The sequence below is a fragment of the Bradyrhizobium sp. IAR9 genome, from assembly GCF_013408065.1.
GTDB lineage: Bacteria > Pseudomonadota > Alphaproteobacteria > Rhizobiales > Xanthobacteraceae > Bradyrhizobium.
This window is the reverse complement of sequence record NZ_JACBZW010000003.1, coordinates 416,025-434,664: the sequence shown is the minus strand read 5'-3', so window position 1 is coordinate 434,664 and position 18,640 is coordinate 416,025. Positions and strand designations below refer to the sequence as shown.

The window sequence follows — 18,640 nt, the reverse complement described above, 5'->3', positions numbered from 1 at the left end:
GTGGCCTTCCGCCGCAACAAGTGCGGAATTGCTCCCCTGCTCAATTCTTTGTAGTTTCCGCCCGAAACAGGCCCGCCCACCCAACAAGACAGCGAGAACCCCGTGGCGCCCATCCAATACATCGTCGAGGGCGGTCACCGGCTCTCGGGCTCGATCGAGCCGTCCGGCAACAAGAATTCGGCGCTGCCGATCATCGCCGCGGCGCTGCTCACCGAGCATCCGGTGACGCTGGAGAATGTGCCGCGCATCCGCGACACCGAGACGCTGGTCGAGCTGATCCGCTCGGTCGGCGCGGCGGCGGAATGGACCGGGCGCAACACGCTTCACATCCATGCCAAGAGCATCCGCGCCGCCGATCTCGACCCTGAGCTGTGCGTGCGCATCCGCGCCTCGATCCTGCTCGCGGGCCCCCTGCTGGCGCGCTGCGGCGAGGTGATGCTGCCGCCGCCCGGCGGCGACGTCATCGGCCGCCGCCGCCTGGACACCCATGTGCTGGCGCTGGAGCAGCTCGGCGCCAGGGTCACCGCGACCGACCGGCTCGAATTCCGCGCGCCCAAGCTTGCCGGCGCGGACGTGTTCCTGGACGAGCCGAGCGTCACCGCGACGGAGAACGCGCTGGTGGCGGCGGTCGCCGCCGACGGCGTCACCCATTTGCGCAACGCGGCCTCCGAGCCGCATGTGCAGGATCTCGCCAACTTCCTGGTCGCGCTCGGTGCGAAGATCGAGGGCATCGGCACCAACACCATGATCATTCATGGGCCGGCAACGCTGGGAGAAGCGACCTATCGGATCCAGCCCGACCATATCGAGGTCGGCTCGCTGATCGGGCTTGCCGCCGTGACGCGCTCGCCGCTTCGCATCACGCGCGCCGGCGTCGAGCATCTGCGCTCGATCCGCATGGGTTTCGAGCGGCTCGGCATCGTCTGCCGCGTCGAGGGCGACGACCTGATCGTGCCGGCGAACCAGACGCTGAAGATCCAGGACGATTTCGGCGGCCACGTGCCGAAGCTGGAAGACCAGCCCTGGCCGGCCTTCCCGGCCGATCTGATGTCGATCGCGATCGTCACCGCCACGCAATGCGAGGGCGTGATCCTGATGTTCGAGAAGATGTTCGAATCCAGGATGTTCTTCGTCGACAAGCTGATCGCAATGGGCGCGCGCATCGTGCTGTGCGACCCGCACCGCGCCATCATCGCAGGGCCCAGCCGCCTGCACGGCGCGACGATGACCTCGCCCGACATCCGCGCCGGCATGGCGATGCTGCTGGCCGCCGTGTGCGCCCAGGGCACCTCCACCATCAACAACGCCGACCAGATCGAGCGCGGCTATGAGCGCATCGAGGAACGGCTGAACGCGCTGGGGGCGAAGATCACGCGCGTGCCGGAGCGGAAGGGCTGAGGTTCGCCCTCATCCCAACCACAGTATCGTAGGGTGGGCAAAGCGAAGCGTGCCCACGCTTCTGTTGCAGTATTGACGAGGTGGTGGGCACGGCGCAAACGCGCCTTTGCCCACCCTACGAGACCGAGCTAGCGGATAGAGCACCTCACGTCTCGTTCTCACGGGCCATGTTTTCGTCGCGCGGCCGTGCTAATGAGCCGCCATGCTCGACACCGTGCAACATCGATCGCAGCCGCAAGCCGGCGTGCCGCAAAACCATCTCGCCGAAGAATTCGTCGAGACGCTGCGGCTGGCCGTGCCGATGATGCTGACGCAGCTCGGGCAGATCGCGATGATCACGACCGATCTCGCGCTGATCGGACGGCTTGGCGAGGATGCGGTAGCCGCGGCGGCGCTGGCGCACACGGTCTATTTCGTCAGCTTCACCTTCGGGCTCGGATTGATGGCTGCGGTGTCGCCGCTGGCCGCGCAGGCGTTTGGCGCCGGAGATGTCAGGCTGATCCGCCGCTCCTTGCGCGTCGGCCTGTGGGTCGCATTGCTGATCTCGCTGCCGATGATGGCCTCGCCGCTCTATGGCGAGCGGATCCTGCTCGCGCTCGGACAGGCGCCGCAATCGGCTGCCCTGGCGCAGCGCTACCTCAACGGCCTGGCCTGGGGCATCGCGCCGGCGCTCGGCTTCATCGCGCTGCGCAGCATGATGAGCGCAGTGAACCGGCCGCAGCCGCCGTTGTGGATCACGCTCGCGGCGATTCCGGTCAATGCCGCGCTGGTCTATGCCCTGATCCACGGCCTGTTCGGCCTGCCGGAGCTCGGCCTGTTCGGCGCCGGACTTGCGACCACGATCGTCAATCTCGGCACGTTCATCGCCGTGCTCGCCATCGCAGGGCTGTGCAAGCCGTTTTCGGACTACCGCCCGCTCGCCCGCCTATGGCGGATCGATTGGCCCCTGATGCGCCAGCTGATTGCGATCGGCGCGCCGATCTCGTTTTCGCTGCTGCTGGAATATGGCCTGTTCTCCTCGGCGGCACTGCTGATGGGGTTGATCTCGACCGCTGCGATTGCCGCGCATCAGATCGCGCTGCAGATCACCGCCGTGCTGTTCATGGTGCCGCTCGGCATCGGCATGGCGGCCACCGTGCGGGTCGGCCACGCCTTCGGCCGCGGCGAGCCGGCGGCGGTGAAGCGCGCCGGGCTCGTCGCCGCCGTGCTCGGCATGGCGCTCGTCTCCGCCCTGACGATCGCCATCATCCTCGGCCGCTATCAGCTGGGCCGGCTGTTCTTCGGCAGCAGCGAGGCGAGCGTGGCCACCATCGAGCTGACCGCAACGCTGCTGCTGGTCGGCGCCACCTTCTTCATCGCCGACGGCCTGCAGACCATCATGGGCGGCGCGCTGCGCGGCATCAACGATACGAGAATGACGCTGCTGTTCGCGGCAATCGGCTACTGGGGCATCGCCTTTCCCATCGCCTGGGTACTGGCCTTCAACGTCGGGCTCGGCGCGGTCGGTGTCTGGGTCGGGTTTTCGCTCGGGACGTTCGTTTATGCCGGGCTCTTGATCTTGCGCTTCCGGATGCTGACGCGCAGACTGGCGGGATGAACGGGACCGTCCGCGAAGTCACGCCCGAGGTCGATGCCATCACGCTGCTGGCAGGCGCGCAATTCGTCGACGCGTTCCGCGTCGAGATCGGCGCAGCGACGGTGAATGCCCGCGAGGCCTGCACCCGGATGGTGCTGCACGGGCCCCGCTGGATCGACGTGCTGCTCCGCCTGCGCAACATTCTGGTGACGCCGTTCGGGCTGAAGACATCGGGCGAAGGCGCACCGGCTCCGCACGGATTGATCGGCCTGTTTCCGGTGGTCGACGAAACGCCCGAGCGTCTGGTCGCGGGTTTCGACGATTACCACCTCGACTTCCGCATCGTGGTCGATGTTGCAGGAGGTGCCACAAGCCGGCAGGTGACCTCGACCACGCTGGTGCGGACGCATAATCTTCTGGGCCGAACCTACCTCGCCCTCATCACACCCTTCCACAAGCTCGTCGTCCGCGCCATGATGGGGCGCATCGTGGAGCCGGCGCGATGACGCTGTCCGTCGATCTGTTCTTCTCCTTCCGCAGCCCTTTCAGCTATCTGGCGCTGCCGAAGACGCTGAAGCTCGTCGAAGACTACGATCTCGCCGTGAACCTGCGGCCGGTCTATCCGCTCGCGGTCCGCGTGCCCGGCTTCTTCAAGAAGGCCAGCCCGAACTTCATTCGCTATGTGGTGCTCGACAGCACGCGCGTGGCGCAGCACGAGGGCATTCCGTTTCGCTTTCCCCGGCCCGATCCGATCGTGCAGGACAAGACGACGTTCGATGTCGCGGCCGAGCAACCCTACATCCACCGCCTGACCCGCCTCGGCGCCTTGGCGCAGCTCGAGGGACGCTCGCTCGCATTCAGCTCCGCGATCGCGCGCGTGCTGTGGGACGGCTCGGTGGCAGGCTGGAACGAAGGCGATCATCTCGCGCGCGCCGCCGAGAGCGCCGGCTTCGACCTCGCCGCGATGGATGAAGCGATCAGCGCCGACGCGGATCGCTACGAGCAGGTGATCGCCGGAAACGAGAAGGATCACGCCGCCTCCGGCCATTGGGGGGTGCCGACCTTCGTATTCGAGAACGAGCCGTTCTTCGGCCAGGACCGCATCGATCTCTTGCTCTGGCGCATGCAGGGCAAGGGGCTGACGAAGCGTCCGGACCGACATTGACGAACACCGCCGTGTTCAGCCCACCGGCCCCGGGGTCCAATTGTCCCCTGCAAGCGGACTCACTCTCACATCGGGAATGACCCCGAGGTCCATGCTTGGATCGAAATGGCGCATCGTCCGCTCATTGAGGTCAATGATGCGGCCAGGTCTTAGTGGCCCCACGTCATTTATCTTGACGATGACCTTCTTGCCCACGGCTTCGACGAGGGCATATTTCGGCCTCGCGCCAAATTGAACCCCACCGAATTTGCGACGCAAGCTCGTCTTGATCGCAGCCGTCCAGGCAGAGGGATCATAACGCTCGCCGGTGGCTGTCTTCGGACCGCCCTCCTCCTTGCCGGGCTTGAACGGATTGTATGTGGACGCCGCGCCAACGATCGCATCGCCGGAGGCGGCATCGACGACGTCACTTGAGTGATCCCCGCGTGTTTCACTTCGAGCAACGGCAACAGAGAAGGCGAGCGCAACCAGGGCGCCGCAAATTGCGGCGCTCGAGCGGAATAGCATCATAAGTCCTGTGATTTTTTGGATTGTCCGGTTCCAGAACCGCAAACGTGGTCAAGCGAACGCAGAAGCGTTCATGAACTCGCGCCAATCGTTTTGCGGATTCGAGCCAACCCCTGGCTACGGAACCGTCGTGGGAACCGGAGTGGTCTCACGTCGTGTTTTCGCTTCACACCGACTAAGACAGAGATTGCGTCAGCAGCATGACCCGATGGAACCTTGCGCGCGCAGCGTCTCAAGGGTCGCAGGCAGTCGATCAGAGCCAAGCCGCACGACATGAGCATTGCTGTCGAAAGCCGACGCTCACGAGAACGCGCCGAACTCACTCCGCAACGCGCGCGGATTTGTCGGCCGAGGCCTCCGACCATTCGCCGACGACGCGATCGAGGTCGCAGAGATTCTGGTGCATCTGCTCCAGCGAGAAGCCGAGTGCGAAGAAGCGTTCGGCAGTGTCGCCGGGCTGACCGCGGATCAGGCCGTCGTGGCGGACGGCGGCGACCGCTTCGGCGTAGTGCTGAAGCGCGACATGGACGGGATGGATCGGCGGCGCGCCGGCGCCTTCGCGCAAGGCCGCCGCGGCCGACCGCAGGAAGCGTGCGATCACGGCCGAGACTTCCGTCAGCGGAGCTGCGAGCCGCGTCTGCACCTCGATCGGCAACGGCACCACGGTGGCGCGGCCGATCATCACGACGTCATGGCGCAGGCGCAGGACGGTGCGCAGCAGCGGCCCGGTGTCCGGACCGCTCGACAGCCGCGCGGCGCGCTCGCGCTCGGCTTCAGCGCCGATCGCAGTGAGACCAACCATCGCGGTGCCGATCCCGTCCTGGATCCGGTGCAGCGCGTCGTTGTCGCGGCCGCGGGTGAGGCCCGCGAGCAGCTCGGTGAACGCGTCCGCGATCAGCTCAAGCAGGATCGCGGCGCTGGCACGGATCTGCCGCACCGCGCGCGAGGGCAGCACCAGGAACGAGACCAGCAATCCCGTAATGGCGCCGACCGCGACCTCGCTGACGCGATCGATCGCCGAGGTCATGGGATCGGAATGATGCATGGTCGGAACCAGGAGCACGATCACGGCGGTCACGGTGGCGGCGCTGAGGCTCGGATTGATCGCGGCGATGAAGGCGAGCGGCGCGACCGAGAGCACCAGCAGGCCGAGCAGGCCCGCCTCGCTGGAATAAGGAATCAGGATCGCGATGGCGCCGCCATAGATGGCGCCGCCGATGGTGCCGAGCATGTAGTCGCGCGTCGCCTTCAACGAGCGGCCGACGCTCATCTGGGTCACGATCAGCGAGGTCAGCACCGCCCAGAGCGGCAATAGCAGATGCAGCGCGGTGGCCAGCGCATAGGCCGCGGTCGCGGCCACCGTGACCCGGATCGCCAGCCCGAGCTGCGTCCGCCGCGACCTGATCCGCTCCCACACCTGTCCTGCGAATGCCATCGTCAGACGTCCCAATCTTCTCGGGCCAAGCAAAAGCATGGCTGATGCCCGCGGCCCCAAGGCCGCTTGAAAGGCCAAATCAGCCCGCCTAACTTGCGCGCCAAAACGAGGAAACACGATGGCCCACGAAACCGCAACGCTCGCCGCCTACGTCTTCAACCTGAAATACCAGGATATTCCGGCCGAGGTGCTGGATCGCGCCAAGGTGCTGACGCTGGACTTCCTCGGCAGCGCGATCCGGGCCAGGCGCGAGGCGGAGTCGACCCCGTCGATGCTGAAAATGCTGGAGGCGCTGGCGCTCGACACCAAGGGCGAATCCACAGTGTTCGGCGACTCCAAGACCTGGACGCCCGCGGTCGCGGCGCTGCTCAATGGCGCACTCGGCCATTCCCTCGACTTCGACGACACCCACGCGGATTCCTCGCTGCATCCGAGCGCGCCGGTCGTTCCGGCTGCCTTCGCCGTCGGCGAGATGGTCGGCGCATCGGGCCGCGACGTGCTGACCGCGATCGTCGCGGGCTATGAGGTCTGCTGCCGGCTCGGCAATGCGCTCGACCCGACCTCGCATTATGCGCGCGGCTTCCACCCGACTGCGACCGCCGGCACCTATGGCGCGGCGGCCGCCGCTGGCAAACTGTTCGGGCTGTCCGAGCAGCAGCTCATCGCCGCCTTCGGCGTCTCCGGCAGCCAGGCCGCGGGCTCTCTGCAATTCCTGGTCAACGGCGCCTGGAACAAGCGCTACCAGGTCGGCGCCGCCGCGATGAACGGCGTGATCGCCGCGACGCTGGCGCGCAACGATTTCGTCGGCGCGACGGAATCAGTTGAGGGCAAGCACGGCCTGCTCGCCGGCTACACCGACGATGCGCATCCGGACAAGGCGGTGGCCGAGCTCGGCAAGACCTACGAGACCATGAAGATCGGCGTCAAACCGTATCCGAGCTGCCGCTATACTCATGCCGCCATCGACGCGCTGATCGCGATGCGTCGCGAGCACAATCTGACGCCCGACCAGGTCAAGCGCGTCGAGATCGGTTTGCATCGGAACGGCATCACCTTGACCGGCGATGCCGCCACCAAGCGTCATCCGACCTCGATCGTCGGCGGCCAGTTCTCGATGTTCTTCACCGGCGCACTCGCGCTCGACCAGGGTTCGTTCGGCTGGGACGACTATAACCGCCTCGGCGATGCCGCCATCGACGCGCTCGCCGACAAGTTCGACGTGGTGCAGGACGACCGGCTCGAGATCGGCCGCACCCATCCGTTCGGTGCCCGCGTCAGCATCACCACCGAGGACGGCGTGCATGAGCGGCTCTATGCAGACCCGTCCGGCGAGCCGAATTCGTTCCCGGACGCGCAGGCCATGCAGCAGAAATTCCTGACGCTGGCGCGCCCCGTGCTGAACGCGCGGGCGGAAAAATTCGCGGATGCGATCATGACGCTGGAGCGTTTCGACCGCGTGGCCAAGGCGACGGAATTGGGGCGGTAGAAGCGACGGCTCTTTCCTTCCCTTCTCCCGTTGTGGGAGAAGGGGGCGCGAAGCGCCGGATGAGGGGTACGTCTCCGCGCAATCAACTGCATGGGAGGCGTGCGGAGAGAGACCCCTCACCCGTCTCGCCGCTACGCGGCGAGCCACCCTCTCCCACAAGGGGAGAGGGGAAGTAGCGCCAAGCTCGACTTTCAATTCACCCCCGCCAGCTTCCCCTTCTCGCGCGTCGCGGCCACCACATCCCGCACCAGATCGAACACGCCATCGGCCCCCAGCGGCCCGTTCGGTGAGCGACCGAGCCTCACGATCACCAACTTCTCCGACGGGATCATGATCGCGTACTGCCCGATCGTGCCCTTGGCGAAGAAGGCATCGCGCGGCCAGCCGTGCGCGATGCGAAACTTTGCACCAATGCTGTCGCCCTGGTTGGTCCAGAAGCCGGCGCCGACGCCGACCCAGGCGTTTGGCGTGGCCGTGGCCGAATAGGTCACCCAGCCCTCGGGCAGGATACGCTTGCCCCCGGCTACGCCGTCGTTGAGATAGAGCTGGCCGAAGCGCGCCCAGTCACGCGCAGAGGCCAGCATTTCGCCGGAGCCCTCGATCATGCCTGAAGCGTCGAGCTGAAGCGTCACGTTGACCATGCCGAGTGGCGCGAACAATTCGCGGCGTGCGAAGCGGAGCGCATCGGCAGGCTTGCCGCCGGCGGCATCACGCAGCAGATGCGCGAGGACGAGGAAGTTGCCGTCGTGATAATTCCACGCCGTGCCCGGCGCGGTCGCAAGCGGCGCGCGCTCGGCAAAGCTGGCCATATCGTCTTCGGCGTATTTCATGGTGTTGACCGGTTCCAGCGCGGAGCCGAGCGAGGCCTCCAGCGAGCTTCCGAGCGCAATGCCTGGGGTGTGACGCAGCAATTGATCGACGGTGATGGGATGACGCGGATCATCCGGATTTTGCCAGGCAGCGACGGGTGCGGGACCGTCGAGCTTCAACTTGCCCTGGCGCACCAGAATGCCTGTCAGCGCTGACATCACCGACTTCGTCATGGAGAAACCGAGCAGTTGCGTCTCCGGCCCGATGCCGTCGGCATAGCGCTCGGCAATGATGCGGCCGGCCTTCATCACGACGATCGCGCGGGTGTGACGATAGGGCGGCTGCGCGGGCTCGGCGAAGGCGCGGTCGAGCGCGGCTGCCAGGCCGTCGCTCTGCGGCGGCACGATCCCCGGGCCGGCGATCTCAGGGAGCAGCGCGGGCTGCCTGTCGTCAGGCGGCAACGCGACATCGGCGATCCCCTGCCCGTGCTCGAGCGTACAACCAAGTCCCTCGCGATAGACGGCATGGCTGCGGCCGATTCCGAACAGGGACACCGTGACATCCTTGCGCGTGCGATCGACCCGAAGATCCATCGCCCAGGTGAGCAGACCCGCGCCCGGCATCGCGTCGGTGGTCTCGGCGAGGTCGCGCATGAGATCGAGGCCGGAGACGAATATCTCCGAGCAGAGCGTGTGGGCGATGAAGCCGGTCGCAACCTTCGGCGCGTCGCGGGCGCGTGCGGCGCCGAGCGCGAGGCCGGCACAGGCGATGGTGGTGGTGAGCAGAATGATCTTGCGGCGGCGGGTCACGGGCTTTCTCCGGCTTTGGGGCGAGTGCGGGAGAGCAGGCCGGAGGCGGGCGATACGCGCTCGCCGGATTTGGAAAACGACCTCGTCGAAACTGATCGAGGCTAGTCGATTTCGGAATTCTTACGTGATTTCAAAGGTCTAAAAATCTAGGCCGCATTCACCTTCAGCCGCCGATATTCCGTCGGCGTCACCCCAGTCACCGCCTTGAAAGCGCGATTGAACGGGCCGAGCGACTGGAAGCCGGCATCCATCGCGATGGTGATGACGGGGACCTCGGCCTGGGCGGGATCGGCGAGCGCCGCCTTGGCCTCCTCGATCCGGTGATTGTTCAGGAACACATTGAAGTTGCGATAACCGAGCCGCTGGTTGATCAGCCGGCGCAGCCGGTATTCCGGAATTTTCAGCCGACCCGCCAGCACGCCGATGGTGATGTTCTCCTGACGATAGATCCGCTCGTCCGCCATCAGCCGCATCAGGGCGTCGATGAGTTTTTGATCGGCGGATTCATCGGCCGCAGGCTGACTGAAAACAACCGGCGGGGCGGGCGCCACCGCGGCCGGAAACAAATCCGCTCCATCGATGCGCATCATGGCATAGACGATCGCCGCGACGGTGCAGGCGAGCACGCCGGCATTGATGGTTTCGGCGACATCGCCGACGTGGTGGCCGACGACGGCGATCTGGAGCACCGCGTTCAGCCCGCCATAGAGCGCGATTGCACAGACGACGAAGACACGAGCGCTGCGGCGGCGCTCGACCAGGTCAGCCGGCCAGGAGGCGATCATCTGCCCGACCGCAAGGGCGATGAAACCGAGCACGATCAGATTGATCACCGTCACCGAGAAGCGCACATGGCCGCTGGGTGCAATCCAGACGCAGCCTGCGAAGCTGAAGGCCGTCACCAGCGCCCAGACCCATCCGTGCCACCAGCGGAGGCGAAACTCGTCGTCGAACAGGGAGCGTGTGAACAGCCAGAACACTACGATGGTGCCAGTCGACAACGCGATCAGCGGTGCATGCCAGAGCGCGATCGGCGAGGTGACATCCACCGAATAGCTCACTGCATGCGCGGCCGAGCTGAGCGCGAAGGCGGCGCCGAGGCGGGCTGCCAGCACATTGCGGAAATCGGAGACCAATGACGCCGCCAGCATCAGCAGCAGCGCAACGCTGGCAGCGCGGAAGGCGAGCTCGGTTGCGGCAAGGGTCATCGGCTGGGGCGAACGGGAGTGGTTGGAACCAGCCGAACATCGTTCGTTGGCGTTATTTTTTCAAGGACCATCCTTACTCACAACTGTCAGCGCCCGGTTTCACAGATCGTAGGGTGGGCAAAGCGAAGCGTGCCCACCGCTTCTTCTCGATCAGAGAAAGATGGTGGGCACGGCGCTAGCGCGCCTTTGCCCACCCTACGGCTCGATGCACCGCTTTCGCGGAGCATGACAGCGGAGTATGTGGAGCGATTGCCCCCGGCGACGGCCCCCGGCCTTTGTCGCGACGGCGACGTCAAATCCTGCTACGATCGCGCTCGCTTAATACGGAAGGAATCCACCATGAGCTGGCAACCCTCGAACGATCCCGTGCTCGGCGATCCCATGTCCTGCGATGCGCTCGATCTCGTCATCGTGCCGCGCACGCGCGATCTCGGCGACGGATTCGCGGTGCGGCGTGCGCTGCCGCATGGCAAGCGGCAGATGGTCGGGCCCTTCATCTTCTTCGATCATTTCGGTCCGGTGCAGTTCGTCTCCGGCAAGGGCATGGACGTGCGGCCGCATCCGCATATCGGACTTGCCACCGTCACCTATCTGTTCGATGGCGCGATCATGCATCGCGACAGCGAGGGCAATGTCCAGGAGATCGCGCCCGGCGCGATGAATTTGATGACGGCCGGGCGCGGCATCGCGCATTCCGAGCGCACGCCCGAAGCGCAGCGCGCCTCGGGCCAGAAAATGCTGGGCCTGCAAAGCTGGATCGCGCTGCCGGCGGGATCGGAAGAGATCGCGCCGTCGTTCCAGCATTACGGCGCCGGCGATTTGCCGATGATCTCCGAGCGCGATTTCACCGCGCGGGTGATCGCAGGCACGTCGTTCGGCATCACGTCGCCTGTGGCGATGGTGTCGCCCTGGTTCTACACCGAGGTCACGGCCGCCGCCGGCGCGAGCGTGCCGCTCGATCCCGATCATGAGGAGCGCGCGATCTATATCGTCGACGGCGAGGTCGAGATCGCAAACGAGCGTTACGAGGCGCCGCGACTGCTGATCTTCCGCCCGGGCGACCGCATCACCGTGAAGGCGCTGAAAGCGACCCGGATGATGTTTCTCGGCGGCGATGCGCTGGAGGGGCCGCGCCACGTCTGGTGGAATTTCGTGTCCTCCAGCAAGGAGCGGATCGAGCAGGCCAAGCAGGACTGGAAAACCGGCCGTTTCGCGGCAGTTCCGCAGGAACATGAGTTCATTCCGCTGCCGGAATAGGCTAACCCGGTTGCCGGCCGTGCTGTCCAGTGCGGCCGGATATCCCGCCTGAAAGCCAAGTCCGCGAAAGCTTTGCCGATGACCACCATGCTCTCCAGCGACCTGCCCCTGACCAAGATCGGACGCGGCAAGGTGCGCGATATCTACGCCGTCGACGACGACCGCCTGCTGCTCGTCACCACCGACCGCATCAGCGCCTTTGACGTTGTGATGGGCGAGACCATCCCGATGAAGGGCGCGGTGCTGACGCAGATCAGCGCGTTCTGGTTCGGCAAGCTGGAAGGCGTGGTGCCGCATCATATGATCAGCGCCGATACCGACGAGATCATCGCGGCCGTGCCGGCGCTGAAACCGCACCGCGCCGAGATCCTTGGCCGCGCCATGCTGTGCAAGCGCACCACCGTGTTCCCGATCGAGTGCGTGATCCGCGGCTATATCTCGGGCTCGGCCTGGAAGGAGTACGCCGCCAGCGGCACGCTCGCGGGCGAGAAGCTGAAGGCCGGCCTCGTCGAGAGCGAGAAGCTCGAGCCTTCGATCTTCAGCCCGGCGACCAAGGCCGAGACCGGCCATGACGAGAACATCACGATTGCGAAAATGCGCGAGGTCGTCGGCGACGAGGTCGCCTACACGCTGGAGAGCATGACCCGCGCGATCTACACGCTCGGCGAGGAGCTGGCGCGCGAGCAGGGCATCATCATCGCCGACACCAAGTTCGAATTCGGCCGGGACAAGGACGGCCGCATCATCCTGATCGACGAAGTCATGACGCCGGATTCCTCGCGCTTCTGGGCGGTCGATGCCTACAAGCCCGGCCAGCCGCAGGCGAGCTTCGACAAGCAACCCTTGCGCGACTATCTCGACGTCGAGCGCCGTGCCGGCCGCTGGAACGGCGACGCCCCGCCGCCGCCATTGCCGGCAAGCGTGGTGGACGCGACCAGCAAGCGCTATCTGGAGGCGTATCGGCGGGTGACGGGCACGGAGCTGAAGGTCTAGGCGCGATTGCTGCCGCACGCCCCACCTCCTACGTCGACCGTCATTCACACTTCGCTGTCGTCCCGGACAAGCGTAGCGCAGATCCGGAACCGTCCGACGAGCAGAGAATTCGGATTTAAGTGGAGCTCGTCCTTAGGGCGGCGCTTTGGCCCCATCTGGGCTGCGATCTCGACTCCATTGATCCAGATCAAACCGGGAGCCAACGATAAAAGGAAGCTGATCACCTCGGCTTGATACAACAACGAGGGAGGTTGCCATGAGGCTGGTCGGCATCAAGCGAACGCTATTTTTTGCAGCCGTTCTGGGCTGCGGAATTTTCGGCTCGACCCAATGGTCGAACGACGCCGGCACCGTGTTCGGCGTTTCAAGCGCCGAAGCCAGGGTCGGCCGACCGGCCACCCCAGCGAGCGTCGCCGGCGTCGCACGCCGAACCACGCGGCGCGCGGTCGTCGGTGGCGCGGCTGTGGGTGCGGCAGCTGCCGGCGCAGCATGCGTCCGCGTCTATGTGAACGGCGCCTACGTGTGCCGCTGATGCATTCGCGCCGGCGAGTCCAAATCGCCGGCGCGGGAGCCTCGATTGCCGGTCACACCCCCGCCATCATCACGTATTTGATCTCGACATATTCTTCCATGCCGTGACGTGAGCCTTCACGTCCCAGGCCGCTTTCCTTGACGCCGCCGAAGGGCGCGACTTCCGTGGTGATGAGACCGGTGTTGACGCCGACCATGCCGGACTCCAGCGCTTCGGCGACGCGCCAGACGCGGCCGAGATCGCGGGAGTAGAAATACGACGCCAGGCCAAACGGCGAGGCGTTGCACATCGCGACCACGTCGGCCTCGTCCTTGAAGCGGATCACCGGCGCGAGCGGCCCGAAGGTTTCCTCCTGCGACACCAGCGAGTCCGACTTGACGTCGGCCAGCACGGTGGGTTCGAAGAACGAGCGGCCGAGCTCGCTGCGCTTGCCGCCGGTCACGACCTTGGCGCCGCGCTTCACCGCATCAGCAATGTGGCGCTCGACCTTGTCGACCGCCTTCAGGTTGATCAGCGGGCCCTGCGTGACGCCGCTCTCGGTGCCGTCACCGATCTTCATCGCGGCGACCTTCTTCGACAGCTTCTGCACGAACTCGTCGTAGATCTTGTCCTGGGCGTAGAGGCGGTTGGCGCAGACGCAGGTCTGACCCATGTTGCGATATTTCGAGACGATGGCGCCTTCGACCGCAGCGTCGATATCGGCGTCGTCGAACACCACGAAGGGCGCATTGCCGCCGAGCTCGAGGCCAAGCCGCTTCACGCCGACGGAGGCCTGCTGGTAGAGGATCTTGCCGACCGCGGTCGAGCCGGTGAAGCCGACGAAGCGCACCGCCGGATGCTCGCACAGCACCTTGCCGATCGGCGGCGCATCACCGGTGATGATGTTGAGCACGCCCTTGGGGATTCCGGCCTTCTCGGCAAGCACGGCCAGCGCCAGCGCCGACAGCGGCGTCTCGTTGGCGGGCTTGAGCACCACGGTGCAACCGGCGGCGAGCGCCGGGGAGACCTTGCGGGTGATCATCGAGTTCGGGAAATTCCATGGCGTGATCGCGCCGCAGACGCCGATCGGCTGCTTGATCGCGAGCAGCCGCGCGTCGGGCCGCTGCGTCGGAATGGTCTCGCCGTAGACGCGCCTCGCTTCCTCGGCGAAGAACTCGATATAGGCCGCACCGATATCGACCTCGCCGAGCGCTTCCGAGAGCGGCTTGCCCTGCTCGGAGGTCAGGATCAGCGCGAGATCCTCGCGGCTGGCGATGATCAGCTCGAACCATTTGCGCAGGATGTTGGAGCGCTGCTTGGCGGTGTGCTTGGCCCAGGCCGGAAAGGCACGCTGAGCGGCCTCGACCGCCTTGGTGGTATCGTCGGCACCGAGCTGCGGCACTTTTGCAAGCTCGACGCCGGTCGCGGGATTGTTCACCGCGAAGACCGGCGTGCCGACCCAGTTGCCGTCGATGTAGCAGGCCTCCTTCAGGAGCGAGGGGTCTTTCAACCGGTCGCGGAGGGTGGCGGTGGCTTGCGTGGCGCGTGCGGCAGCGGGCGGGGTCATGGCGTTACTCCTCGAACGATCATTTTGGGGCGATCGGATCGGCCGGAATATAGGGACAAGCAGCGCGCAATGCACCGTCCCACAACGCACATCTGATGGGAGCTAAACCGGCAGCGGCTTAGGCCGCGCCGCTCATATAGGTCTCGCGGCGACCGATCATGCGTTCGGCCGCGGCCTTGGCGTCGGCCTTCGACGAGGTTGCGCAGGTACGGTATTCGAGATCGGGAACGTCGGACGGGTTGCGGCGGCCGAACCAGTTCTTGGAGCCCACCGGCAGCAGCGCCAGCGCCTGCGCCAGATTGTCGACTGCACCGAAGGAATAGAGCGCGCCGGTCCCGGCGATCCGCACCTCGTAGATCCCAGGCGAAATCGGCGCCTCCAGGTTCTCGCCCCGTCCGGGACGGGGATAGCGCTTCCATTCGCTCCAGGTCGAAATCATCTGAGGTCCCCCCTCGCGGCCGCTCGGCGACCGCCAAATTTGCATCAAGTCTTAACGTTGGCCGTCGATTGGCCGAGTGCTGAACGCCGCAACGCACAAAATGTTTCAAGTGCTTCAAACACTGGAATCATATCGCCAGCGCCCATTCACGGTCACGGCGAGATGCGGTCATCCACCGCAGATTGTGACGGAGTGTTGCCGTTCGGCCTGCTTGTCGTCCTGCGTGGGGCACGGACCGTCAAGTCACGACATCGCGACCGAAGCGGGCATCTGGACGCGCTTGCCGCGCGGAGCGTGCGGGAGGACAATCGATCACTGCCAACAATAATCAAACTCGAGGAAACGCCATGCAAAGCAAAGCTGAGATCGATGAGATTCTGCGTCAGAAGAGCGACGCCAAGGAGATCCCCGGCGTCGTCGCCATCGCCGCCAGCGGTAACGACGTGCTGTATCAGGGCGCGTTCGGCAAGCGCGACCTGTCCAAGCCCGACGCGATGACAGCGGACAGCGTGTTCTGGATCGCCTCGATGACGAAGGCGGTGACATCGGCGGGCGCGATGCAGCTGGTCGAGCAGGGCAAGCTGTCGCTGGACGCGCCGATCGGCGACGTGCTGCCCGATCTCGCCAATCCGCAAGTGCTCGAGGGCTTCGATGCCAAGGGCGAGGCGAAGCTGCGGCCGGCGAAGGGGCCGATCACGCTGCGCCAGCTGATGACCCACACCGCCGGCTTCTGCTACAACATGTGGAACGGCGATCTGGCGGTCTATCTCGACAAGAACGGCATTCCCGCGATCACCACCTGCCAGAACGCGGCGCTGAAGACGCCTGTCATGACCGATCCCGGCACGCGCTGGGAATACGGCACCAACATCGATTTCGTCGGCAAGGCCGTGGAAGCCGTCAGCGGCAAGCGGCTGGACGCCTACCTGCGCGACAATCTTTTCGCGCCGCTGGGCATGAGCGACACGGCGTTCAAGATCACCGACAGCATGCGCAAGCGCCTCGTCGGCATGCATGCGCGCGGCGAGGACGGGCAGCTCGCATCGATCCCGTTCGAGCTCGAGCAGAATCCGGAATTCCACATGGGTGGCGGCGGCCTCTATTCGACCGCAGCCGACTACATCAAGTTCACCCAGATGATCCTGAACAAGGGGAGCGGCAACGGCAACCAGGTGCTGAAGGCCGATACGATCGCCATGATGAGCCAGAACCAGATGGGCGATCTCAACATGACCAAGATGACGACGGCGGCGCCCATGTACACCAACGACGTCGATCTCTATCCGGAGCAGGTCAAGAAGTGGGGCCTCAGCTTCATGATCAACACCGCCAAGACGGCTGAAGGCCGCAGCGCCGGCAGCCTCGCCTGGGCGGGCCTTGCCAACACTTATTACTGGATCGACCCGGCGCGTGACGTCACCGGGGTGATCCTGATGCAGCTGCTGCCGTTCGCGGATGGAAAGTGCCTGGAGACATTCGCGGGCTTCGAGCGCGGGGTGTACGCCGGGCTCGATGCGGGGAGCGGGCAGAAGGCGGCCTAGCCACTTAGTATGAGGTGAGCGGCGTCGCGCGCCTTCGCCACAATCGATAACCTCGTGCCCAAGGCCATCGGCTTCAGGCACGAGGCACCAGCTTTGAGGAGACGAACTTGGCGGACGATCTGGCAGATAAAGCCGACAGCTACGTTTGCGGCATCTCGGACACGCCGCTGCTCGGCGACACCATCGGTCGCAGCCTCGACCGCGCCGTGCGGCGCTGGGGCGATCGCGAGGCACTGGTCTCGCCCAGCCACGGCGTCAGATGGACCTGGAAAGAATTCGCCGAGCGGGTCGATGCGCTCGCCGACGGCTTTCTCGCGCTCGGACTCGAACGCGGGGAGCGGATCGGCATCTGGTCGCTGAATCGGCCGGAATGGACGCTGACCCAGTTCGCCGCTGCCAAGGCCGGACTCATCCTGGTGACGATCAACCCGGCCTATCGCTTGAGCGAGCTGGAATTCGCGCTGAAGAAGGTCGGCTGTGCGGCGATCGTCACGGCAACCGCGTTCAAGACCAGCAATTACATGGAGATGCTCAACACGCTGTTGCCGGAGCTGGCGGGCGCGACGCCCGGACAGCTGCAGGCGGCGCGATTGCCGGCCTTGCGGATGGTGATCCAGATCGGCGGCCCGGCGGCCTCAGGCACTGTCGCGTTCGAGGAGGCCGCGCGCATGGGCCGAGCGGAGCATCGCGAACAACTTGCCGCGCTCGGTGCTGCGCTCCAGTTCGACGACCCCGTCAACATCCAGTTCACCAGCGGCACCACGGGATCGCCAAAGGGCGTCACGCTGACCCACCACAATATCCTCAACAACGGCTATTTCACGGGACGCGCGATGCGGCTGACGGAGCAGGATCGCATCTGCATTCCGGTGCCGCTCTATCATTGCTTCGGCATGGTGATGGGCAACCTTGCCTCGGTCACGCTCGGCACCACCATGGTCTACCCGGGTGAGGGCTTCGATCCGCTCGCGACGCTGCGCGCGGTCGAGCAGGAGAGGTGTACCGCGCTGTATGGCGTGCCGACCATGTTCATTGCGGAGCTCGATCACCCCGAATTCAAGAATTTCAATTTGAAATCACTGCGCACCGGCATCATGGCCGGCGCGCCCTGCCCGATCGAGGTGATGAAGCGCGTCAACACCGAGATGAACATGCGCGAGGTCACCATCGCCTATGGCATGACCGAGACCAGCCCAGTGAGCTTCCAGAGCGCGACCGACGATCCACTCGAGCGCCGCGTCTCCACGGTCGGCCGCATTCACCCGCACGTCGAGGTCAAGGTCGTCGATCTCGAAGGCAAAATCGTCAAGCGGGGCGAACGCGGCGAGCTCTGCACCCGCGGCTACAGCGTCATGCTGGGCTATTGGGAGGAGAAGGAAAAAACGTCCGACGTGCTCGACGCCAATGGCTGGATGCACACCGGCGACCTCGCCACCATCGATGCCGCCGGCTATTGCAACATCGTCGGCCGCATCAAGGACATGGTGATCCGCGGTGGCGAGAACCTTTACCCGCGCGAGATCGAGGAGTTCTTGTACCGTCACCCCAAGATCCAGGACGTGCAGATCTTTGGCGTCGCCGACACCCGCTACGGCGAGGAGCTCTGCGCCTGGATCCGCGTCAGGCCGGGCGAGACGCTGACGGCTGAGGAGGTCCGCGCCTTCTGCGACGGCCAGATCGCCCACAACAAGATCCCGCGCTACGTCGAGTTCGTCGATGAATTCCCGATGACGGTCACGGGCAAGATCCAGAAATTCGTGATGCGCGATGCCGTTGAGGAGCGGCTGGGACTGAAAGCGGCGAAGACGGCGTGAGGGACTGAGTACCCTTTCCGCACGACGGCTGTCATTCCCCGCGCAAGCGGGGAATCCAGTACACTGCGGCTTCTCGATTCAATCACAACCGCCTCTGGAATACTGGATCGCCCGGTCGAGCCGG

Annotated in this window: 16 protein-coding genes; 10 read left to right on the top strand and 6 right to left on the bottom strand. The window is 65.3% G+C overall.

Annotation, left to right across the window (positions count from 1 at the left end):
• Window positions 1–102: 102 nt before the first annotated feature.
• From murA to GGD67_RS11050, 4 genes are all read left to right on the top strand, one after another.
• The gene (gene murA / locus GGD67_RS11065) at window positions 103–1,398 is read left to right on the top strand and encodes a UDP-N-acetylglucosamine 1-carboxyvinyltransferase (RefSeq protein ID WP_092251522.1); all 1,296 of its coding nucleotides are present in this window, start codon (window positions 103–105) and stop codon (window positions 1,396–1,398) included.
• A gap of 202 nt (window positions 1,399–1,600) precedes the next feature.
• On the top strand, window positions 1,601–2,995 hold the full coding sequence (locus GGD67_RS11060; protein WP_179732662.1) for an MATE family efflux transporter: 1,395 nt from the start codon (window positions 1,601–1,603) through the stop codon (window positions 2,993–2,995).
• The gene (locus tag GGD67_RS11055; protein ID WP_018319452.1) at window positions 2,992–3,480 is read left to right on the top strand and encodes a DUF2867 domain-containing protein; all 489 of its coding nucleotides are present in this window, start codon (window positions 2,992–2,994) and stop codon (window positions 3,478–3,480) included. Before GGD67_RS11060 ends, GGD67_RS11055 begins: the two co-directional genes overlap by 4 nt.
• Window positions 3,477–4,139 (top strand): 2-hydroxychromene-2-carboxylate isomerase, encoded by a 663-nt coding sequence (locus GGD67_RS11050; RefSeq protein ID WP_179732659.1) that lies wholly within the window; start codon window positions 3,477–3,479, stop codon window positions 4,137–4,139. Before GGD67_RS11055 ends, GGD67_RS11050 begins: the two co-directional genes overlap by 4 nt.
• A 15-nt stretch (window positions 4,140–4,154) precedes the next feature.
• On the opposite strand, the gene GGD67_RS11045 is transcribed toward GGD67_RS11050, so the two are convergent.
• Together GGD67_RS11045 and GGD67_RS11040 are read right to left on the bottom strand one after the other, a co-directional pair.
• Window positions 4,155–4,649 carry a septal ring lytic transglycosylase RlpA family protein gene (locus tag GGD67_RS11045; protein ID WP_018319450.1) on the bottom strand — a complete coding sequence of 165 codons (495 nt, stop codon included), beginning with the start codon at window positions 4,647–4,649 and terminating at the stop codon, window positions 4,155–4,157.
• A 316-nt stretch (window positions 4,650–4,965) separates the two neighbouring features.
• Entirely contained in the window at window positions 4,966–6,081 is a 1,116-nt protein-coding gene (locus GGD67_RS11040; protein ID WP_179732657.1) for an aromatic acid exporter family protein, read from the bottom strand.
• A gap of 118 nt (window positions 6,082–6,199) precedes the next feature.
• On the opposite strand from GGD67_RS11040, the gene GGD67_RS11035 reads away from it, so the two are divergent.
• Window positions 6,200–7,567 (top strand): MmgE/PrpD family protein, encoded by a 1,368-nt coding sequence (locus GGD67_RS11035; protein WP_179732655.1) that lies wholly within the window; start codon window positions 6,200–6,202, stop codon window positions 7,565–7,567.
• A 191-nt stretch (window positions 7,568–7,758) separates the two neighbouring features.
• On the opposite strand, the gene GGD67_RS11030 is transcribed toward GGD67_RS11035, so the two are convergent.
• Together GGD67_RS11030 and GGD67_RS11025 are read right to left on the bottom strand one after the other, a co-directional pair.
• Entirely contained in the window at window positions 7,759–9,186 is a 1,428-nt protein-coding gene (locus GGD67_RS11030; RefSeq protein WP_179732653.1) for a serine hydrolase, read from the bottom strand.
• Between the two features lie 146 nt (window positions 9,187–9,332).
• A complete protein-coding gene (locus GGD67_RS11025) occupies window positions 9,333–10,394 on the bottom strand; it encodes a helix-turn-helix domain-containing protein (RefSeq protein WP_179732651.1) in 1,062 nt (353 codons plus the stop codon).
• Between the two features lie 339 nt (window positions 10,395–10,733).
• On the opposite strand from GGD67_RS11025, the gene GGD67_RS11020 reads away from it, so the two are divergent.
• The 3 genes from GGD67_RS11020 to GGD67_RS11010 all read left to right on the top strand — a co-directional run bounded on the left by GGD67_RS11020 (window position 10,734) and on the right by GGD67_RS11010 (window position 13,176).
• On the top strand, window positions 10,734–11,651 hold the full coding sequence (locus tag GGD67_RS11020; RefSeq protein WP_018319445.1) for a pirin family protein: 918 nt from the start codon (window positions 10,734–10,736) through the stop codon (window positions 11,649–11,651).
• 78 nt (window positions 11,652–11,729) lie between these two features.
• Window positions 11,730–12,644 (top strand): phosphoribosylaminoimidazolesuccinocarboxamide synthase, encoded by a 915-nt coding sequence (locus GGD67_RS11015; protein WP_179732649.1) that lies wholly within the window; start codon window positions 11,730–11,732, stop codon window positions 12,642–12,644.
• A 256-nt stretch (window positions 12,645–12,900) separates the two neighbouring features.
• Window positions 12,901–13,176 (top strand): hypothetical protein, encoded by a 276-nt coding sequence (locus tag GGD67_RS11010; RefSeq protein ID WP_179732647.1) that lies wholly within the window; start codon window positions 12,901–12,903, stop codon window positions 13,174–13,176.
• A gap of 52 nt (window positions 13,177–13,228) precedes the next feature.
• Here GGD67_RS11010 and GGD67_RS11005 read toward each other — a convergent pair whose 3' ends face one another.
• Both GGD67_RS11005 and GGD67_RS11000 read right to left on the bottom strand, forming a co-directional pair.
• Window positions 13,229–14,722, bottom strand: a complete 1,494-nt coding sequence (locus tag GGD67_RS11005; RefSeq protein ID WP_179732645.1) for an NAD-dependent succinate-semialdehyde dehydrogenase — start codon at window positions 14,720–14,722, stop codon at window positions 13,229–13,231.
• Between the two features lie 118 nt (window positions 14,723–14,840).
• A complete protein-coding gene (locus GGD67_RS11000; RefSeq protein WP_018319440.1) occupies window positions 14,841–15,161 on the bottom strand; it encodes a hypothetical protein in 321 nt (106 codons plus the stop codon).
• Window positions 15,162–15,508: 347 nt separating this feature from the next.
• Between GGD67_RS11000 and GGD67_RS10995 the strand changes: the two genes are divergently transcribed.
• Both GGD67_RS10995 and GGD67_RS10990 read left to right on the top strand, forming a co-directional pair.
• A complete protein-coding gene (locus tag GGD67_RS10995; RefSeq protein ID WP_018319439.1) occupies window positions 15,509–16,702 on the top strand; it encodes a serine hydrolase domain-containing protein in 1,194 nt (397 codons plus the stop codon).
• A 119-nt stretch (window positions 16,703–16,821) separates the two neighbouring features.
• Window positions 16,822–18,516 carry an AMP-binding protein gene (locus GGD67_RS10990; RefSeq protein ID WP_179733047.1) on the top strand — a complete coding sequence of 565 codons (1,695 nt, stop codon included), beginning with the start codon at window positions 16,822–16,824 and terminating at the stop codon, window positions 18,514–18,516.
• Window positions 18,517–18,640 lie beyond the last annotated feature (124 nt).